This is a genomic window from Ruegeria sp. AL3 (genome assembly GCF_056536065.1).
Map to the genome: position 1 here is coordinate 721,066 of NZ_JBQFJG010000001.1, position 19,985 is coordinate 741,050.

A 19,985-nucleotide genomic window follows, 5' to 3' on the forward strand; every position below is an offset into this window, starting at 1 on the left:
ATGCGAAACCGTCCGCAGCGCGGACACTTGGCCGAACTCAGTTTCTTCTGCCCCGGAAAGCGCAGTTTACCGAACATCGCCAAGACACCCATGCCGATCAGAAAAAGTGTGACAGCCTTGATGATCACGTCACAAACCAAAACGCGCGTAGGCCGCACGCTCCTCTAATCCGGCAATGGCATCCTGTGCCAGGCTGGCCCCGAACCGAGACCAGATCGGTTTGCGCACGCCATAACGGCGGAACTTGACCTTGTCGCCAAACCGTTCCTGCATCTTGGGTTTCAGATGGGCGATACCGTCGATCAAACCCAGTTCATGCGCCCGACGCGCCAGCCAGACTTCACCCGTGAACAGGTCGGCACTGTGATCCAGCTTGTCACCCCGGCGGGCTTTGACATGCGCGATGAAGTTTTCGTGGATGTCGCCCAGCAGCCCTTGCAAGCGTGCCACATCCTCTTTCTTTTCCGGCGAAAAGGGATCCAGCATCGATTTCGATTTGCCCGCTGTATGAACGCGCCGCTCGAACCCCTGCCGCGCCAGGAAGACATGCGCGCCAAAACCTGCCGAAATGACTCCGATTGAGCCAAGAACCGAACTGTCGTCGGCCCAGATCTCATCCGCAGCGGCCGCCAGCCAATACCCTCCGGATGCCGCAACATCTTCGACAAACCCGATCACGGGCACGTCCAGCTCTTCCGACAAGCGCCGAATTCGGGCGCCAATCAAAGAGCTTTGTACAGGCGACCCGCCCGGAGAGTTGATCTCGAGCGCGACAGCCGCAGGTTTCCCCTTTCGAAACGCCTTGTCGAGAACCGGGGCCAGGGTGGTATCGTTCAAGGACCCGCGACCGGCCATTCCAATGGAACCGGACAAACGGACAACGGCCACGCAAGGGTGCTTTTTTACGAACGGCAGGCTGAGCTTCATGGGTGCCGATGTAGAGTGCCCCCAACCCGTAAACAAGGGACTCTGCCGGCGTAAAACGCGACGTGAACCAAATTCACACACCCGATGGGCAAAAATGCAACGCCTTGGCGAGGATCAACTGCGAATGCGCCAGCCGGTTTTAAATATCCAGCCTATGACGGCCAGGCACAGCCCTGTAAAAGCGACAATGGCAAGAAGGCTGAAAACGATCGGCACATCTGCCAGCCCGTAAAAGGACCAGCGGAAACCCGAAATCAGATAGACCACGGGATTGAACAGCGTGATGGTCTGCCACAATGGCGGCAGCATCGAGATCGAATAAAACGTGCCCCCCAGAAAGATCAGTGGCGTCACCACCAACTGCGGCACCAGTGACATCTGCTCGAAATTGCTGGCCCAGATGCCGATGATGAATCCGAGCAACGAAAAGCTGAGACAGGACAGGATCAGAAACGCGGCCATGGCGAATGGATGCTCGATCCGAATATCGACGAAAAACGTCGCGGTGAACAATATCACCAACCCCACGAACAACGCCTTGGTTGCGGCGGCACCGACATATCCGATCACGATCTCGATGAAATTGACCGGAGCGGATAACAGCTCGTAGATGGTGCCCAGAAACTTGGGGAAGTAAATTCCGAACGACGCGTTCGAAATCGACAGCATCACCACCGACAACATGATCAGCCCCGGCACGATGAACGCACCGTATGAAACGCCCTCGACCTCTTGGATACGGCTGCCGATGGCGGTGCCAAACACCACGAAGTAAAGCGACGTGGACAGAACCGGCGACAGAAAGCTCTGTGCCAGAGTGCGAAAGAAACGGGCCATTTCGAACCGGTAGATGGCAGCGATCGCGGTCCAGTTCATGCGGCCTCTCCCGATACCAGATTGACAAAAATCTCTTCCAGGCTTGATTGTCTGGTCTGCACGTCGCGCAACACCAACCCGGCCTCGGACACGTCATTCAGCAAGGTCGTTATGCCGGTACGATCCGCATGGGTATCGTAGGTATAGATCAGACAATCACCCGCGCCGTTGAGGGCCAGATTGTGGCTGACCAGATTATCGGGAATCCGATCGATGGGCTCGGTCAGCATGACTTCGATCTGCTTTTTTCCCATCTGCGACATGAGTGTGTCTTTGTCCTGCACCAGCAAAAGCTCACCCTTGTCGATGACGCCGACACGATCCGCAATCGCTTCTGCTTCTTCAATGTAATGGGTGGTCAGAATGATGGTGACACCGTCCCGTTTCAGTTCCGCCACAAGCTCCCACATGTCCTTGCGCAACTCGACATCCACTCCGGCAGTCGGCTCGTCCAGAAAAAGCACACGGGGTTCATGGGCCAGGGCCTTGGCGATCAGCACCCTCCGCTTCATGCCGCCGGACAATTCCTTGATCGCGTTGTTGCGCTTGTCCCACAGGGACAGCTTGCGCAGAATCTCTTCGATCCGCGCGTTGTCCTTGCCAAGTCCGAACAGCCCGCGTGACAGTCGAACCGTGTTCCAGACCTTTTCAAACGGTTCCAACGCGATCTCTTGCGGTACAAGCCCTATCATCCTGCGCGCTGCGCGATAATCGGACTGGGTGTCATGTCCGCCAACCGTGACCACCCCCGAGGTCGGAGTCGTTATTCCACAAATCGTCGAAATCAGGGTCGTCTTTCCGGCCCCATTTGGCCCCAGAAGCGCAAGTATCTCACCCTCTTCAATATCCAGAGACACACCTTTCAGCGCCTCGAACCCATCCGCGTAAGACTTGCGAAGTTCTTTGATGGACAAAATGGTCGTCATATCCGTTCCCCGTTCCGACCGCGACCCTATCGCGCCGAACCAGCCTGTAACAGGTCAATTTCGCACAACGTGCCGCGCATTCTGTAATGGTTGTCAGAACAATGCTCAATTCCAACTTGCAATCCGTCAACCCACCCGCAAACTCTGCCACAACGGAGGGCGCCGATGCTGAATGGAATACGCATAGTCGAAATAGAAGGACTGGGCCCCGGCCCGTTTGCCGCCATGCAGCTAGCTGATCTGGGCGCCGACGTCATCACGATCCACCGCAAAGGCCAGGCAGTAACACCGGGCATGCCCGACCGCTCGCTTCTGGACCGCGGCAAACGATCGATTGCGCTTGATCTGAAGGATCCCGAAGATCTGGCGACCGCCCGTCGCCTGATTGACACGGCAGATGCGCTGATCGAAGGCTTTCGCCCCGGCGTGATGGAGAAGCTGGGTCTTGGCCCGGATCTTTGCCTGACCCGCAACCCAAAACTGATATATGGCCGCATGACCGGCTGGGGGCAGGATGGTCCGCTGGCCGACACGGCAGGACATGACCTGAATTACATCGCCTTGTCCGGTGCGCTCTGGTACGCCTCTCTCCCGGATCAGCCGCCTCAAACCCCTGCAACCCTGATCGGCGATATCGGCGGAGGCGCCATGTACCTTGTCGCGGGCATCCTGGCAGGTTTGATCAACGTGCAAAGAACCGGGAAAGGCACCGTGGTCGACGCCGCCATCTACGACGGCTCGGCCCATATGATGAACCTTCTGATGACCATGCGCCAAACCGGAAACCTGTCTGAAACCCGCGGCCAAAGCCTGTTGGACGGCCCGCATTGGAGCCGAACCTACACCTGCGCGGACGGCGGATTTGTTTCGGTCCAATGCCTCGAACCAAAATTCTACGCCCGATTTCTTGAAATCCTGGGCCTGTCCCGGGACCCGGCGTTCCAACAACAGTACACCCGCAAGCTCTGGCCCGACCTGACCCGGCGCCTGGCCGAGATCTTCTCATCCTGGCCGCGCGACCACTGGGCCAAACTGTTCGACGGATCAGATGCCTGCGTCGCCCCGGTACTCAGCCCCGACGAGGCCACAGCCCATCCGATGAATGCAGCCCGTCAATCCTGGCGCCAGACAGACGGCACCCTACAGGCCGCCGCCGCCCCACGCTTCTCCACACACCAGTGGCAACCAAAGCCCAGCCCTGCCCGCGGCCAGCACACAACCGAGATCCTGAATGAACTCCAAGCCCCAGAAAGCACCTGACACACTCTTCATCTGGCCAGAAATATCCCGGGGGTGAATTGGCCAGCGGCCAAGAGGGGGCTGGCCCCCTCCCATGCGTTCTACCCGCCGCGCACCGTGTCGATCATCAGCTGAACATTGTCCGGGTCGGCATCCGGAGTGATCCCATGGCCGAGGTTGAAAATATGCGGCCCCTTGGAAAAGGCGCGCACGATGCGCCGAGTCTCATCCACCAGCGCCTGACCGCCAGTAACCATGTGCGACGATGCCAGATTGCCTTGCACACAGCCATCAATCTGCACGTTCTTAGCCGCCCATTCGGGCGACACGGAATTGTCCAGCGCCACGCAATCCACGCCGGTCGACCTTGCAAACCTGACATACCCGTCGCCTGCTTCCCGCGGAAATCCAATCACGGGGATGCCAGGATGACGTTCCTTGATGGCCTGCGTAATCACCCGGCACGGCTCCACCGCGTATTTGCGGAAAGCTTCGCCCGTCAAAGACCCCGCCCAACTGTCAAATATCTTGACCACCTCGGCTCCGGCGTCGATCTGAGCGGACAGATATTCAATCGTTGCCGCCGTTATGCGGTCCAACAGCGCCTCGAACAAAGCGGTATCACCTTCGCGCAACGCATGCGCGGGACCCTGATCCGGCGTGCCGCGCCCTGCAATCATGTAGGTGGCCACAGTCCACGGCGCACCTGCAAATCCGATCAAGGTGGTTTCCGACGGCAATTCCCGCGAAAGAATGCGCACCGTCTCGTAAACCGGTGACAGTGTCTCGTGAATCGCGTCAACAGGCTTCAACGCATCAAACTCGGCCTGCTGCGTGATGGTGGATAAACGCGGCCCTTCACCTGTCACGAACCAAAGGTCAGCCCCCAGCGCCTGTGGCACAAGAAGGATGTCGGCAAACAGGATCGCCGCATCGAACCCATATCGCCGAATTGGCTGCAAGGTAACTTCTGCTGCCAATTCAGGATTGTAGCACAGTGACAGGAAATCCCCGGCCTGAGCACGTGTGGCCCGGTATTCCGGCAAATACCGACCCGCCTGACGCATCATCCAGATCGGCGGCACATCCTGTACTTCGCCCGCCAGCGCCCGCAGCAGCTTCTTTGTCTCGGCCATGTTTGTCCCCAGCATTCAGGTTTTGGCAACGGGTCGTCCTTCGGCGGCAATTTGTCAAGCTCAGCCCCCATTGTCAGGGCAATGTGACGCGACTAAAGCTGTGCACATGACTTTGACCCTGCCCACCCCCGCATCGCCCCTCAGAATCGGCACTCGTGGCTCGCCGCTGGCTCTGGCTCAGGCCTATGAAACGCGCCAACGCCTGAGCGATGCCTTTGATCTGCCACAGGATGCGTTCGAAATCGTAGTGATCAAGACGACCGGTGACAATCGCGCCATGATCGACGCGGATCGACCGCTGAAGGAAATTGGCAACAAGGGCCTGTTCACCAAGGAAATCGAAGAGGCGATGCTGCGCGCCGAGATCGACATCGCCGTGCATTCAACAAAGGACATGCCCGTTGAACAACCCGAAGGGCTGGTCCTGGATACGTTCCTGCCGCGCGAGGATGTGCGCGACGCCTTCATATCTCCGCGATTGGGCTCGATCCACGATCTGCCCGAAGGCGCCGTTGTGGGCACCTCGTCTTTGCGGCGGCGGGCGCAGCTGCTGAATCGGAGGCCGGATCTGAAAGTGGTCGAGTTTCGCGGAAACGTGCAGACACGGCTGAAAAAGCTTGAAGACGGGGTTGCCGATTGCACGTTTCTGGCAATGGCAGGCATTCGCCGTTTGGGAATGGATGAGGTTCCGGCCAGCGCCATTTCCCCTGACGACATGCTGCCGGCCATCGCGCAGGGCACCATCGGCATCGAACGGCGCAGCGACGACATGCGCGCGGCCGAAATGCTGGACGCGATTCATCACACCGAAACGGGATGGCGTCTGGCGGCTGAACGCACATTGCTGGCCGCGCTGGACGGATCCTGCGAAACCCCGATCGCCGGCCTTGCCGAACTTGACGGCGACACCCTAAGGTTGCGGGGCGAAGTGCTGCGCCCGGACGGAACGGAAACCGCCAGCAGGGATATGACCGGCCCCGTCGAGGATGGGCCTGAGATGGCCCGCGCGATGGCGGCTGAACTGCTTGAACAGGCGGGACCTGATCTATTCGATTGGAAAAATTCAAAATAAATTTGTTTAGTGTGAACTTGATCACTGTAGCAGGCGGCGCGATCAGGCATTACTGTGACATACCGAAGAGGAAGTCGGGCCAGTCTCGAAAGTATCGAAAAGTTTTCAGATTGCCGGTGTTTTAATCAGTATTCGAGGGGGCGAGGCTGACCCCCGGCTTCCAAAGGTAGCGGGTCGCTGTTGAGTTCAACAGCGACCCGTTTACGTTGTGCCAGATTGCGTTGTGCCAGACCCGCCTTCAGGAAATCGCGTCAACGGCGTGACGAACGGCCTCACTGGTCTGTTCCAGATCCGCTTCGGTAACCGCCAGCGACGGGTACAGTTTGCCCGGAGCCTTGAAGACCCCATGCGCCCGCAAGGTTGCATTGTACGTGGCATTGCGCTGCGGATCATCATGGTTTGCGCTGCGATAATCGCGACATTCGGCCTTGGTGATATAAATGTCGAACAAGGTCTCGTCACCGCAGATGCGATGGGCGATGCCCGCCTCATTCAAAGCGTCCGATTGCATCTGCTGCAACTGCCTCCCAATCGAGCGCAGGTGTTCATAGGTGCCGTCGCGCCGCAAAACCTCCATCGTCTTCAGCCCCGCCGCTGAGGCTATGGGGTTGCCGGACAAAGTGCCCAACTGCATCAGCCAGCCCTGGTCTCCGACCTTCGATTTGTCAAAATGCTTCATGATCTCGGTGCTGGCACCCAGTGCCGCCAGAGGGAAGCCACCACCGGTGATCTTGCCAAGCGTACAGATATCCGGGGTCACGCCATATCGCTCTTGTGCGCCGCCATAAGCCAGACGGAACCCGGTGACGATCTCATCAAAAATCAGCAGCACACCAAATTTGTCGCACAAGGTCCGCAAGCCCTGCAAAAACCCTGGCTCGGGCGGGATGATCCGCTGCAAGGGTTCGACCATGATCGCAGCGACATCATCATGTTCGTCCAGCAGCGCCGCCACCGCGTCAAGATCATTGAAAGGCGCGATCAGCATCTGCTCGGCCACGCTTTGGGGGATACCGGCACTGTCGGGAACGGCCTGCGGGAAATTGACCCGGCGGCTGGGGGCCAGGCTCATCTGCGCCTCGGCGCTCATTCCGTGATATCCCCCTTCGAACTTGAGGATCTTGTCGCGCCCGGTATAGGCGCGCGCCAGCCGCATGGCGTACATGTCTGCCTCGCCCCCAGAGGCAACGAAACGCACCTGCTCGCAACAGGGGACGGCTTCGATGATGGCCTCGGCCAGTTCGATGCCCTTGCTGTTGTTGGCGAAGAAGGTCATGCCTTTGGGCAGTTGCTCCAGCACCGCTTCCATCACTTCGGGGTGGCCATGGCCCAGCAGCATCGGACCGGACCCTATCAGATAGTCGATATATTCGTTCCCGTCCTCGTCCCAGACATGGCTGCCCTCGCCACGGGCGATGATGATGCCCGGATCGAAGTTGCCGAAACCGCCAGCTGGCAGAACCTCTTTTGCGCGTGCTATCCACTCGGACTGTGTCTGGATCTTCAGCATCTCAATCAATCTCCAAAATCGGGGCGCCAAGGATTTCGAGGTCAGGTGTCACACCTAAACCCGGGCCTTCAGGCGGTGCAATCCGGCCGTTTTCACGGTTTGGTGCGTCGGGGCACAGGCGCGGAGCAACGTAAGAGGACAAGTCGCAAGTGTTCATCAGCGATCCATGCGGGGTCGAAGCCGCAAAATGCAGCGAGGCCGCCGTTACGATATCCGATCCCCAGGTGCATTCTGCACAAATCTCGGCACCCAGCTGCACGGTCAGATCGCGTGCACGGCGCATTGCCGAAAGACCGCCGAATTTCGACAGTTTCAGCGCCACCGCGTCCATGCAACCCAACTCATGCGCCCGCATCAGCGATGCAAGATCAAAGGCGCTTTCGTCGATCTTCATTGGCAGACCCGTCGACTGACGAACAGCGGCGCAGTCTTCCAGCGTCTTGCAGGGCTGTTCCAGCATCACATCCAGATGCGCCACCGCGCGCCCGGTTCGCGTTGCCTGAAGGCGCGATGCGCCGCAGTTCCAGTCGCCATACACAAGCGGTCCGGTTCCCACGGCTTCGCGCACTTTGATCAGCCGCTCGGCATCGGCTTGCCAATCACCCTCGACACCCAGCTTCACCTGGAATTGCCGAATGCCCGTCTGGAAGGCTGCCTTGGCGATGCGCGCCATTTCATCCGGCGCGATGCATGTGATCGAATGATAAAGCGGCATATCTGCCCGTGTCCGCCCGCCCAGCAACGCGTAAACCGGCACCCCCGCCGCGCGGCCGAACAGATCCCACAGTGCAATGTCGACGATCGATTTCGCATAGCTGTGGCCTTGCAGAAACCCGTCCAGCTTTCGCATCGGTGCGTCGACCCCAATTGGTGAAACCCCGAGAATCTCGGAACCCATTTCAGCGATTGCCCCCGGTACTCCATTTGCAAAGGCGGGCAGATAATGCGGGATCGGGCAGACCTCACCCCAACCTGTCAGACCTGTATCCGTCTCAAGGCGCAGGATATGAGACGTCACGGTCGCGCAGGTCTTGCCGCCGGCCATGTGATAGGTTTCATAGCTGGTCAGATCGACGGACCAGAGCGTTATCTTGTCAATTCTCAAGCATATTCTCCTACTGGATCACCCAATGCAGCTTCGTCCGGATGCACGCCCAGCCCCGGCGCTTCGGGCAGATGCAGATGGCCATCGACGTTGCGGGGCCCTCGACCACCTGCAACATCAACCGTGATCATGTCCTGACAGGCCCAAACCGCGTGGCAATGGTCATCCGGGATCGTGGCGGCCAGATGCAGCGCTTCGGTATCGGCCAGAACCGTTCCACCGGTGGCCATCACGAACATGTCTATCCCATGGGCCAGCGCGATATCGCGCATCCGCGCGGCCTTGGTCAGACCACCCACGCGATTCAGCTTGATCCCGAATATCTGGGCCAGACCATCGTGGGCAATCCGGACGGCATCCTGCAAGGTCACAAGGGACTCGTCCACAGATACTGGGGATGCATGAAGCCTTGAGATCGCCGCGATATCATCCAGTGTTTCGCAGGGTTGCTCGAACATCACGTTCAGGTCCTCGCAGGTGCTCATCACCCGCAAGGCCTGCTGGCGCGTCCAGCCACGGTTGACATCATACAGAACAATCTCTCCGGGCTGCCGGATGCTTTCCACATCCCGCACACGCGCAATGTCCCGCTCGACGTCACCGCCGATCTTCACCGAATGCGCGACATAGCCGCGCTCGCGATATCGCTCCATGACCTCGCGTGTTTCCTCGACGGTTTTTGCCCCGACCGAGGACGCAATCGGGCGCGGTGTACGCGATCCGCCGCCCATCAGATCGGCAATCGGCAAGCCCGCCGCCTGACCGGTAATATCCCAGCAGGCCATGTCTATGGGGCTTTTAGCATAGAGATGTCCGGGCAAGGCTAGATCCATGGCCCGTTCCACGTCCAGCACGCGCCGCGGATCAAGCCCCAGGATGAAGGGGGCCATCGTTTCGATCCCGGCCCGGATGCCCGGCCCGTGCGCGGGTACATAGGTGTGCCCCCAGGGCGTGCCCTCGCCCCAGCCAACCAGACCGGTGTCGGTTTCGAGCCTGACCAGCGTCGCATCAAGCGTTTCGAACTTCATGCGCCCCCCGGAAAGCCAATAGGGATGCTCGAGCGGCAAATCGACCTGAAAAACGGTAATCGTTTCAATCTTCATAGAGCATACTCCGCCACGGGTGCGCCGAGGCATTCAAAATCGGGGGTTACACCCAATCCCGGCGTATTGGTTGTATAAAGCTTTCCGTCTTTAACGACAGGACCTCCGACGCCCGTAGATCGCGTGTTGTAGTTCATCAGATCCGTGGTGTTCTGCAGGTATTCAGGCGGGGTCGACGCCGCAAAATGGGCGACAACCGATGCGATGGCCGTTTCAATCGCGTTTCCCGCACCCCAGGCATAGGTGCCGCCGACATAGGGAAGCCCGGTCTGGTAAATTCGGATGCGGGTGATTTTCATGCGGCGTCCATTCTGGGCAGGTCGCCCATCCCTTCGCCTCGCCACAGGACAAAGGTCAGGATCGGTTGGTTCATCGTTGTCATGGCGTGGCTTTGCCAGCTTTTGTGCTGTCGTGTCTGGTGCGGGCCGACGAAGGTTTCATCCTCGTTGCTGCGAAAAACTGCTCCGCCCGCAAGGGTCAGATACAGCTCTTCCGCCTGATGGCTGTGCCAGTCATAGTCCAGACCAGCGCCCCAATATCCAACGTAGCCGCGCAATTGGGTCGAGTGGAAATGCCCGGTCGGTCCGAACAGTTCGTAATACCCGTACCGATTCAGGAAATCCGCACCGACTTCCTCTTCGGTGTATGTGTGTTTCCATTGCGCCAGATGCGCGCTGGCCTTGATCGCCGCGACCAGATCACGGGTTGGCGCCACGCCATCAAGGCCAAAATCGCCCACCAGATCGGTCGCCGGAATGTGAGCAGGCTGCAAACCCGTCGGTGTCAGATCGTCCGGCCATGATGCAAACGCGGCAAGGTCAGGATGCGCCTGATGCAATTGGCGGGCCGCCTCGAGAACATCATCCAACGTCATGGTACCACCACGATGTTGCCGGTATGCTGTTTGGCGATGAACGCCGCTTGCGCGTCCCGCAACTCCTCCAAAGGATAGGTTGCGGCCAGAGCCGGCTTGATTTCACCGGCTTCAATATATGTCACGAGGTTCTTCATGACCTCGGGTCCGATCACGGTCGAACCGGTGAAGGTCAGATCGCGCAGATAGAACGTCCGCAGGTCAAGTTCGACCATCGGACCTGCAATGGCCCCCGAACAGGTGTAGCGCCCGCCGCGCTCCAGTACGTCGATCAGGTTCGGCCAGTAAGGGCCACCTACCACATCGGCGACCACGGTGATCTTCTCGTCGCCCAGCGCTGACCGCAGATCTTCAGGTGTGCGGGGCAATATCACATCTGGGCCAAGATCGGCCACGTCGGCGTGTTTGGATTCGGATGCCATCGCAATCACACGCGCGCCACGGCGTTTGGCCAATTGAACCAATGCACCACCCACCCCGCCAGAGGCACCGGGTACAAGAACGGTGTCTTTTTCCGTCACGTTGGCACAGGACAGCATCCCTTCAGCGGTAGAATAGGAACAGGAGAATGTGGCCAGTTCGGCATCCGACAGGTCCGAAGTGATCGGCACCGCATTGACCGCCAGAGTCGTAGTATATTCGGCGAACCCGCCATCGCGTTCCGAACCGAAGTACCCTGTCTTGTTCATATTGCCGGGATCAGCCGGATCTCGCAGCCAGCCATCCGTGATGACACGCTCGCCGATACGAGCGCTGTCCACGCCCTCGCCAACGGCAACGATACGGCCGCAGACATCTGCGCCCTGAATGCGCGGGAAGGTAATCGGGTTGCCGCCCCATGTCGGGTCTTCTTCACCGACTTCCTCGAATGCGCCACCGGTGGTCGCATCCGTTACGGTCTTGGAATACCAGCCGGACCGCGTATTGACGTCGGTATTGTTCAGGCCGCAGGCTGCGACCCTGATCAGAACTTCACCGGCCGCGGGTTCTGGGCGCGGCCAGTCTTCCTGCATCACCATCTGTTCCAGACCACCATGGCCCATTGTGACCATGGCTCTCATCGTATCGGGCAGGCTCATCAAGCGGTCTCCAGTATGGCGTCACTGCGGGGCAGCAAACTGTCGGGGTCGTAAGCAGGTTTGTCCAGAACACGGGTGGCACGGGGTTGGCCGTGAATCACGACCTCCAGCTGTGTCCCGGCCTTGGCCGCTTCGGGCTTGAGGTATGCAAAGGCCAGAATCTTGCCGACGGTGTGGCCATACGCGACCGACGCCGTGGACCCGACGACGCGCCCGTCCAGCAGCACCGCTTCTCCGCCATGCCCATCAATCTCTCCATCCGGTTCAATTGAAAGATAGGCACAGATCCAGGGCAGATCGGTGTTGAGGGTCTTGTCCTTGCCCAGATAATCCTTGTCGGTGCGCGCAAAACGCTGCACGTCGGCCTCGGCCAGAGTGACCTCGTTGGTCAACTCGCCCGCGCCTTTGAAGCCCTTCTCCATTCGCATCACGTTCATGGCAAAGCTGCCGTAGTCGGTGATGCCATACGCCTCACCTGCCGCCCAAAGCGCGTTGTAGACGTCGAGGCAGGCAGCGTTGGGCATGTGCACTTCCCAGCCCAGCTCTCCGGCATAGGACATGCGGAAGGCCCAGACCTTGTGACCGGCGATGGTGATTTCCTGCGCGGAAAGCCAGCGGAACCCGGCATTGGTCAGATCGGCATCGGTACAGCGCGCCAGCACATCCCGCGATCGAGGACCGTTCAGCGACAGGGCCGACCAGTCCGCGGACAGCGCGGTTACCTGCGCATCCTCATCCGCGCGCTGCTGCGCCAGATGATCCAGCAGGCGCTGTTCGAAGAAGGCCGCACAAACCAGATAGAAGCGGTCAGCGGCCATGCGGACAATCGTGGTCTCCAATTCGATACGGCCGCGACGGTTCAGCATATGGGTCAGCGTGATCGAGCCGACCTTCTGCGGCATCCGGTTTGCGGTCAGCCGGTCAAGCAGGGCATAAGCCCCCGGCCCCGAAACCTCGACCTTGGTGAAAGCGGTGACGTCCATGATGCCGACGCTTTCACGAACGGCTTTGACCTCGGCCGCGACCATGTCGTCGGCAGATGTGCGGCGGAAGGAATAATGGTCGCGCTGTTCCACCCCATCGCGGGCAAACCAGCGGGGGCGTTCGAAACCATACACTTCTTCATGCACCGCGCCCTTGGATTTCAGCAGCTCATGCAGCGGCGACGGCTTGATCGGTCGCCCGGCCAGACGGTTGAAATGTGGAAAGGGGATTTCATGGCGCAGGCAGTAGTCTTCTTCGGCCTTGATCACCTGCCAATCCTTGGTCGCATAGCTGCCGAACCGGCGCGGATCGAATTCGCGCATCGAGATATCGGCGGCACCATGCACCATCCACCGCGCCAGTTCGCGGGTCAGACCCGGCCCCCAGCCGATGCCGATCTGGGTCCCGCAACAGCACCAATAGTTCCGAACCCCCGGCGCTGGTCCGATCAGCGGATTGCCATCCGGCGGGTGCGAGATCGCCCCGTGCACGTCGCGCTGAATACCGAGTTCGGCAAAGATCGGCATCCGGTTCAGGCTTTCCTCAAGCCACGGCATCACCCGGTCGTAATCCGCGTCGAACAACCAGTTTTCGTATTCCCACGGGCAGTGATCATGCCAGACCGAGTTCGGGTTCTCTTTTTCGTAAATCCCGATCAGACCGCGCTGCTGCTCCATCCGGATATAGCCCGAGACCTTGCGGTCATCACGGATCACCGGCAGTTCGGTGTCCAGGTTCTGGAATTCAGGCACCGGCTCGGTCACGAAGTAATGGTGCGTCATCGAGGTCATCGGCAGTTGCAGCCCCGACCATTCGCCCATCTGACGGGCATAAGTGCCGCCTGCATTCACCACATGCTCGCAGGTGATGGTGCCCTGCTCGGTCTCAACCGCCCACTCGCCATTCTCGGCCTGCGTGATGTTGGTCGCGCGGCAGTTGCGGAAGATACGTACGCCTTTCTGACGCGCACCGGTCGCCATCGCCATGGTCACGTTGGTTGGATCGACATGTCCGTCATCCGGTGTGTGCAACGCGCCTAAAACACCTTCGAGGTTGTAGAACGGGTGCAGTTCGGCCACCTTTTCGGGACCGACAAGCTCGATATTGAAACCCAGCGACCGACCAACCGACAGGGTGTGGCGCAGCCAGTCCATCTCATCCTCGGTATAGGCCAGACGGAACGAACCGCAGCCATGCCATGTGACGGGCTGGTCGGTTTCGGCCTCCAACTGACCAGAGTACAGGCCAATATTGTAATCCACGCATTTGCCCAGTCCAAAGCTGGACGTCGAATGCGTGATCTGCCCCGCTGCATGCCAAGTGCTGCCGCTGGTCAGCTCGGCCTTCTCCAGCAGGACGGTATCAGCGCCCCAGCCTTCATGCGCCAGATGATAGGCCAGACCGACCCCCATCACGCCGCCTCCGACAATGACCACACGGGCGTGTGACGGCAGTTCGTTCCCGGACATGATTTTTCCTCTTCCCGAGTCGCGTTTCTGCTCGACAGGCTAATTCCACAAATGTACCATCGTCAATCATGAATGACACAAATGTATCATCAACCGTTCTGGACCGCCTGAGCCAGGAGTGGGAAGCCCTTACCCCCGAGGCGCAGAAAGCCGCGCGTTACGTTCTGGAAAACCCAACGGATGTTGGGGTTTCAACCGTGCGCGAGATTGCCGAGGCGGCCAAGGTGAAACCCAATACTTTCGTGCGCATGGCCCGGCAGGTGGGCTTCGAAGGGTACGAAGATTTCCGGGCCCCCTTCCGCGAATCGATTCGACGGGGCAACGTGTCGTTTCCAGACCGCGCGCGTTGGTTGCAGGACATTGGCAAGTCAGGGGAACTGGGTGGGCTTTATGCCGATATGGTGGGCGCGGCGATCCGCAATATCGAAGAAACCTTTGCCGGAATCGACGCTGCGACCCTGAAGGCCGCCGCCGAGGTTATCTGGAACTGCCGCCAGATCTTCACGCTGGGCGTTGGCGTCAACAACGCGAACGCGCGCAATTTCACCTATCTTGCGTCGACCGGGATGAAGCAGTTTCACGCCATTCCCCGCCCCGGCTCGAACCCGGTCGATGATCTGGCCTGGGCCGATGAGCAGGACGTACTGATCGCGATCACCTGCCACCCCTATCGCACCGAAGTCATCGAGGCGATCAAGCTGGCTCGGCAACAGGGTCTGACCGTCATCGGTATTTCCGACAGCCCGGCAAGCCCGGTGATCCTGAACGCCCACCACGGCTTTGTCGTCGCCGCCGACACGCCGCAGTTCTTTCCGTCATCCGTTTCGACGATTGCCTTGCTGGAAACGCTGCTGTCCTTCGTGATCGCAGTGTCCAGCGATGAGATCGTCGAGCGGGTGGAACGGTTTCACCAACGCAGACACCAACTTGGCCTCTACGCGGAGGAGCCCGAATGAACGCACCCCTGACCCACTCACTGGACGCGCGATACTATACCGACCCTGCGATTTTCGAGCAGGAAATGCAGGGGCTTCTGGCCCGAACGTGGCAGTTTGCGGGCCATGTCGCGCAGGTCCGGGAAACGGGGGATTACTTTGCGTTTGAGATCGCCGGCCAGAACCTGTTCTGCATTCGCGGCCGCGACGGCGAAATCCGCACCTTCTATAACGTCTGCCAGCATCGCGCGCATGAAATGGTCACCGGCGCGGGCAACACGCGTGTCGTCGTCTGCCCCTACCACGCATGGACTTACGAGCTGACCGGCCAACTGCGTGCCGGACCCAATATCAAATCCGTCCCCGGGTTCGACCGCAGCGCTATTTGCCTGACCTCGGTGCGCACCGAATTGTTCAACGGTTTCATTTTCGTCAACCTCGACGACAACGCCGCGCCGATGGACGAATGGTACCCCGGCGTGCGCGAGGAAATCCGCGCATTCGTCCCGCATATCGACGATCTGGAACCGCTGGAATGGGTCGAGATCCCCGAAAACTGCAACTGGAAGGTCAGTGTCGAGAACTACTCGGAATGCTACCATTGCCCGACCAACCACCCGACCTTTGCCGAAGGTGTGGTCAAGCCCGAAACCTATGACATTCAGCCGGACGCGGGCGGCGGCTACGTCCTGCGTCACACAACGGAATGCCAGAGCCTCGACAAGATGACCTATCCCATCGACCTGTCGGTACCGCACGCGGGCGATTACCAATCGTGGTTCCTGTGGCCGATGTTCTCGTTTCAGTGTTATCCCGGCAACGTGCTGAACACCTATCACTGGCGCGCGGTTGATGCCGATCACTGCACCGTCTGGCGCGGCTGGTACACCGAGGGAGACTCGGACAGTGCGGTTATCCGGCAACTGGCGGTCCAAGACCGCGAAACGACGGTCGAGGAAGACATCCGCCTTGTGGAATCCGTTCATCGCGGGCTCAAGTCGCGGGGCTATCGCCCCGGACCGCTTGTTCTGGATCCGGGCTGCGGGGTGATGTCGGAACATTCCATCGCGCGGCTTCAGCAATGGATGCGCGAGGCTGTGGATTAGTGGCCGAGGTAGCACGCTGATGCTGATGCCTGAAGTCTGGCGCCCGGAACACAAACTGTTCCCCCATCAGGTCGGGTTCACCTGCCCGCCGTTCGATTTTGACGCCGCGCCCTCGGATTTCCTGCGCATGTGCCCCGAAACGGTGGGCGTTCACGGGTGGATGCTGCATGTGCCAGACTACGTGCACGGGTTGGATCAGCGGAGACAGAACTTTGGCATGCTCGAAGACTTCGTGCACTGTATGTCTCGCAACGGTGTGGATGTCTGCGGTCAGGTCGGTTCGAATTGGGTCCATGCCTGCGGGCTGGGCGTGGAAGGCGTTCGGCAACACTGCGAAGGCCTGTCAGACAAATATGGCACCCGCTTTCACATGGCGGGATATGCCATGGTCGAGGCATTGCGTGACCTGAATGTCGAAAAGGTTGCCCTGAACGCCGCCTATCATTGGCCGGAATGGTGGCAGGGCACGGTCGGCTTCTTGAAAGAAGCCGGGTTTGATGTGGTCTGGGCCGGGAATTTCCACGATCAGGGCTGGTTCGACAGTCAGGAAGACGTCAATTCCTGTCGCTGGGTCTTTGACGGCGATCTGGCACTGAAAAGCTTTGAATATGTGGCCGACAAGGCACCTCGGGCCGAAGCGATCCTGATCAATGGCATGTGCAATTTCCGCACCGGTCCCGGTGGCTTGCCCCAGCGCCCGCTGCATCTGGCCGATACGCTTGAAGACACGCTGGGCAAACCGGTGATCGGCCACGACATCGCGCTTTACTGGCGCATCTTCAAATCCCTCGGTATCGCACCCGACAAACCGCACGGGAAATTGCTGAAACGTCTTGAGTTGTTCGAGAGGCCATGACCATGCACAAAATCCTCGCGCTCTGGGCCGTGCCCAGGTCCACGTCAACCGCGTTCGAGTGGATGATGCGGCAACGCGGTGATCTCGACTGCCTGCACGAGCCCTTTGGCGAGGCGTGGTATCAGGGTGAAGACCCGCTTTGGCATCGGTTCCAACCGGGTGATGTGACAACGCCGGGCCTGACACTGGACAGCGTGTGGCTGGACATTCAGCAGCGGGCGAAACGGGGGCCGGTCTTTCTCAAGGATTTTCCGCATTACATCAACCACATGTGGGATGCCGAGTTTCTGTCGTATTTCACCCACGCCTTCCTGATCCGGGACCCGGCCAAGACCATCACTTCGATGTACAAACAATGGCCGGACTTTGCCGAAGGCGAGGTTGGCTTTCCCGAACAGCGCGCGCTGTTCGATCTGTTGACGGCGTTGAACGGAACTCCGCCGCCAGTCATTGACAGCGATGACCTGCTGGAAGACCCACACGGCATGACCCGGGCCTTCTGTGACGCGGTGGGAATCCCATTCATCCAGGAGGCGCTGACATGGGAACCGGGCGGTGATCCGTCCGCCCTCAGCTGGTGGGACGGCGGGTCGTTCCATGGCAACCTGGCGAAATCGACCGGGCTTGCGCCGCAGACACGCACGCATATCGACATCGCGGACGCGCCAGACCGTGTGAAACAGGTGCACCGCAGGATAAAACCGCATTACGATCACCTTTACAAACACCGCCTGACACACTGACACACCGGAGACCCGCAATGGCCGACATTTTCGACGAAGACCTGTTTCTGAAAGGACTGGAGCAAAGGAAGAACACGCTGGGCGCAGAGTATGTGGAAAAAAACCTTGCTGCCGCCGACGACTTCACCCGCCCGTTTCAAGAAGCCATGACGGCCTGGTGCTGGGGGTTTGGCTGGGGCGACGACGTGATCGACGCCAAGACCCGGTCGATGATGAACCTGTCGATGATCGGTGCGCTGGGCAAGATGCATGAATGGGAAATCCACTGCCGGGGCGCTATCAACAACGGGGTTTCAAAGGAAGAAATCCGCGCCATCATCCACGTGGTCGGGATATATTGCGGTGTTCCTCAGGCGCTGGAGTGTTTTCGCGTGGCCCGCAAGGTGCTGGAAGAAACCTGACGACCCGTCACAGACCAGCCGCCGACAACAGCCGCACGCCTTTCTCGTAGTGTTGCCGGTTCTTGAAACAGCCGGGCCAGGCCCAGCGTTCGGCCGTAAAGCCCGGCTGCAATTCCAGAATCTGCCGGGCATGTCGACGCGCCAGGGAATGGTTCCCGGCGGCGGCGGACAGCATGCACAGCACGACCCTGGGGCGAACGCGTCCGGGGTCAACCCGCAACACGTTATGGGCATGCTGCCACGCGGCCTTGTCCCCGATTATCATCATTGCGATTGCCAGATTTGCTTCGATCCAAATGGGCGGATGCGGCGTCAACGCCAACGCTTTCTTGCAGACCAAAACGCCTTCTTCGGCCCGGTCATCATACACCAACAGGATGCCGTAATATCCCAACAGTTCCGGGCTTCCGCTGAAACGTTCCACGACGGCAAGCATCAAGCTGCAAGCCTCTGACGTGTTGCCGGCAACACTGTGGGTAAAAGCATGGAGGGCCGAGCAATACGGGTCAGTCGGGTTCAGAGTGCGCAACTGTTTGCATTCGGCCTCGACCATTGCCAGCGTCTCGGCCGGGTTTGCATCCATGCCCAGGCGGATCATGTCCAAATGACAGAAACCGATCGCCACACGGGCCGGCAGGTATCCGGGGTCAAACTCGAGACAGGCGCGGTATTGACGGATGGCATCCTGCAACCCGTCTTCCGTTGCCTGACTTTCCAATATGCGCGCTTTCTGGAACGCAGACCAGGCCTCGGTCGAAGTGGCACGACCAGACCAGATTTCTGACCAATACCCGTCACGCAATCGCAGTTGGAGCGCCTCGACAACCTTCATGGCGATTTCTTCGACCGCGTCGAATGTTTCCTTCGCACGAAAGCGGAACCGCTGTGTCCAAAGGCACACCTGATCCGCGGTTGACGTCAATTGAGCGGCCACCCGCAGACCTTCCGCGCCAACCACGCTGCCGCTGAGAACATAACCTTCAACCGCGCCTTCCTGCCTGCGCGCGTCACGCAGTTCGATCACGTCGGACATTGTGCCCAGAAGAAACATGAGTTCGTCTCGTATGGAGGAGGCAGCAATGCTGATATCCGGCGTTTCCCCGACAACCTCAAAAGGCTCAACCACAACCGCTGGACGCAAGCGCCCCCAATGCACCGGCAAACCGCGGCCAACCAGAACCGGTCCGTCTGAGTCTGTATCGATGTCCCAATAGGCCTGCCGTTCAACCGTCAGCCACGCCTCGAACTCGGGGTCGGCAACGTCCAACCCTTCAAGCAATTCAGCCCGATCGGAACTAAGCTGCTCGTCAAACAGATCAACCTCGACAGCTGTCAGATTGATCGACACCGTTTCACGTGTGACTTCAAGAAAATCAAGTTTGTGCTTGGAAAAGTGCTTGCTGAGAACACTCAGCTCTTTGCGCAGCGACGCCGCGCCTTGTGCGGGCGAACTCTCGCTCCAGAGCTTGTCCTGCAACCAAGCCCTGCTGCGTATCGCGTTTTTTGACAGAAGCACCAAAGCAAGAAGAGCTTTCGCTTTGGTGCCCCGAGGCGTCACATCCTGACCGTCGTCACGGATAATCTGAAACGGTCCGGTCAAAAAAACCTTGGTTATTGCCTCAGTCACTTACAGCCCTCAAGAAA

General features: G+C 59.4%; 19 protein-coding genes. 7 read left to right on the forward strand and 12 right to left on the reverse strand.

Features of this window, described 5'->3' with window-relative positions; genetic code table 11:
- Positions 1-129: 129 nt before the first annotated feature.
- The 3 genes from ACR3E6_RS03670 to ACR3E6_RS03680 all read right to left on the reverse strand — a co-directional run bounded on the left by ACR3E6_RS03670 (position 130) and on the right by ACR3E6_RS03680 (position 2,729).
- A complete protein-coding gene (locus ACR3E6_RS03670; RefSeq protein WP_171635101.1) occupies positions 130-927 on the reverse strand; it encodes a S49 family peptidase in 798 nt (265 codons plus the stop codon).
- A gap of 114 nt (positions 928-1,041) precedes the next feature.
- Positions 1,042-1,803 carry an ABC transporter permease gene (locus tag ACR3E6_RS03675; RefSeq protein WP_171635104.1) on the reverse strand — a complete coding sequence of 254 codons (762 nt, stop codon included), beginning with the start codon at positions 1,801-1,803 and terminating at the stop codon, positions 1,042-1,044.
- Positions 1,800-2,729 (reverse strand): ABC transporter ATP-binding protein, encoded by a 930-nt coding sequence (locus ACR3E6_RS03680; protein WP_480485877.1) that lies wholly within the window; start codon positions 2,727-2,729, stop codon positions 1,800-1,802. The genes ACR3E6_RS03675 and ACR3E6_RS03680 overlap by 4 nt, the downstream gene beginning before the upstream one ends.
- A 165-nt stretch (positions 2,730-2,894) precedes the next feature.
- Here ACR3E6_RS03680 and ACR3E6_RS03685 point away from each other — a divergent pair, with 165 nt between their 5' ends.
- A complete protein-coding gene (locus tag ACR3E6_RS03685; RefSeq protein ID WP_480485879.1) occupies positions 2,895-3,989 on the forward strand; it encodes a CaiB/BaiF CoA transferase family protein in 1,095 nt (364 codons plus the stop codon).
- A gap of 80 nt (positions 3,990-4,069) precedes the next feature.
- On the opposite strand, the gene hemE is transcribed toward ACR3E6_RS03685, so the two are convergent.
- Positions 4,070-5,104 (reverse strand): uroporphyrinogen decarboxylase, encoded by a 1,035-nt coding sequence (hemE, locus tag ACR3E6_RS03690; RefSeq protein WP_171635110.1) that lies wholly within the window; start codon positions 5,102-5,104, stop codon positions 4,070-4,072.
- 106 nt (positions 5,105-5,210) lie between these two features.
- On the opposite strand from hemE, the gene hemC reads away from it, so the two are divergent.
- A complete protein-coding gene (hemC, locus tag ACR3E6_RS03695; RefSeq protein WP_171233183.1) occupies positions 5,211-6,176 on the forward strand; it encodes a hydroxymethylbilane synthase in 966 nt (321 codons plus the stop codon).
- Between the two features lie 238 nt (positions 6,177-6,414).
- Here hemC and ACR3E6_RS03700 read toward each other — a convergent pair whose 3' ends face one another.
- The 7 genes from ACR3E6_RS03700 to ACR3E6_RS03730 are packed head-to-tail and all read right to left on the reverse strand — an operon-like array spanning position 6,415 to position 14,300.
- Positions 6,415-7,686: an aspartate aminotransferase family protein gene (locus ACR3E6_RS03700; protein ID WP_480485882.1), complete on the reverse strand. Its 1,272-nt coding sequence runs from the start codon at positions 7,684-7,686 to the stop codon at positions 6,415-6,417.
- Position 7,687: 1 nt separating this feature from the next.
- On the reverse strand, positions 7,688-8,791 hold the full coding sequence (locus ACR3E6_RS03705) for a mandelate racemase/muconate lactonizing enzyme family protein (RefSeq protein ID WP_480485884.1): 1,104 nt from the start codon (positions 8,789-8,791) through the stop codon (positions 7,688-7,690).
- Positions 8,788-9,894, reverse strand: a complete 1,107-nt coding sequence (locus ACR3E6_RS03710; RefSeq protein WP_480485886.1) for a mandelate racemase/muconate lactonizing enzyme family protein — start codon at positions 9,892-9,894, stop codon at positions 8,788-8,790. Before ACR3E6_RS03710 ends, ACR3E6_RS03705 begins: the two co-directional genes overlap by 4 nt.
- Positions 9,891-10,193 (reverse strand): hypothetical protein, encoded by a 303-nt coding sequence (locus ACR3E6_RS03715; RefSeq protein WP_480485888.1) that lies wholly within the window; start codon positions 10,191-10,193, stop codon positions 9,891-9,893. Before ACR3E6_RS03715 ends, ACR3E6_RS03710 begins: the two co-directional genes overlap by 4 nt.
- Complete coding sequence (locus ACR3E6_RS03720; protein ID WP_480485890.1) at positions 10,190-10,768, reverse strand: dimethylsulfonioproprionate lyase family protein; 579 nt, start codon at positions 10,766-10,768, stop codon at positions 10,190-10,192. The genes ACR3E6_RS03715 and ACR3E6_RS03720 overlap by 4 nt, the downstream gene beginning before the upstream one ends.
- Positions 10,765-11,847 (reverse strand): alcohol dehydrogenase family protein, encoded by a 1,083-nt coding sequence (locus ACR3E6_RS03725; protein WP_480485892.1) that lies wholly within the window; start codon positions 11,845-11,847, stop codon positions 10,765-10,767. The genes ACR3E6_RS03720 and ACR3E6_RS03725 overlap by 4 nt, the downstream gene beginning before the upstream one ends.
- A complete protein-coding gene (locus ACR3E6_RS03730; RefSeq protein WP_480485894.1) occupies positions 11,847-14,300 on the reverse strand; it encodes an FAD-dependent oxidoreductase in 2,454 nt (817 codons plus the stop codon). The genes ACR3E6_RS03725 and ACR3E6_RS03730 overlap by 1 nt, the downstream gene beginning before the upstream one ends.
- A gap of 68 nt (positions 14,301-14,368) precedes the next feature.
- Here ACR3E6_RS03730 and ACR3E6_RS03735 point away from each other — a divergent pair, with 68 nt between their 5' ends.
- The 5 genes from ACR3E6_RS03735 to ACR3E6_RS03755 are packed head-to-tail and all read left to right on the forward strand — an operon-like array spanning position 14,369 to position 18,341.
- Entirely contained in the window at positions 14,369-15,256 is an 888-nt protein-coding gene (locus tag ACR3E6_RS03735) for a MurR/RpiR family transcriptional regulator (RefSeq protein WP_171635121.1), read from the forward strand.
- On the forward strand, positions 15,253-16,341 hold the full coding sequence (locus ACR3E6_RS03740) for an aromatic ring-hydroxylating oxygenase subunit alpha (protein WP_480485897.1): 1,089 nt from the start codon (positions 15,253-15,255) through the stop codon (positions 16,339-16,341). Before ACR3E6_RS03735 ends, ACR3E6_RS03740 begins: the two co-directional genes overlap by 4 nt.
- Before the next feature lie 19 nt (positions 16,342-16,360).
- Positions 16,361-17,197 carry an aspartate racemase/maleate isomerase family protein gene (locus ACR3E6_RS03745; protein ID WP_480485899.1) on the forward strand — a complete coding sequence of 279 codons (837 nt, stop codon included), beginning with the start codon at positions 16,361-16,363 and terminating at the stop codon, positions 17,195-17,197.
- Entirely contained in the window at positions 17,194-17,940 is a 747-nt protein-coding gene (locus ACR3E6_RS03750) for a sulfotransferase-like domain-containing protein (RefSeq protein ID WP_480485901.1), read from the forward strand. Before ACR3E6_RS03745 ends, ACR3E6_RS03750 begins: the two co-directional genes overlap by 4 nt.
- Positions 17,941-17,957: 17 nt before the next feature.
- The gene (locus ACR3E6_RS03755) at positions 17,958-18,341 is read left to right on the forward strand and encodes a carboxymuconolactone decarboxylase family protein (RefSeq protein WP_152456719.1); all 384 of its coding nucleotides are present in this window, start codon (positions 17,958-17,960) and stop codon (positions 18,339-18,341) included.
- Between the two features lie 7 nt (positions 18,342-18,348).
- Here the strand turns inward: ACR3E6_RS03755 and ACR3E6_RS03760 are convergent, their stop codons facing one another.
- Positions 18,349-19,968, reverse strand: coding sequence for a hypothetical protein (locus ACR3E6_RS03760; RefSeq protein WP_480485903.1), 1,620 nt, complete (start codon positions 19,966-19,968; stop codon positions 18,349-18,351).
- Between the last annotated feature and the right edge of the window lie 17 nt (positions 19,969-19,985).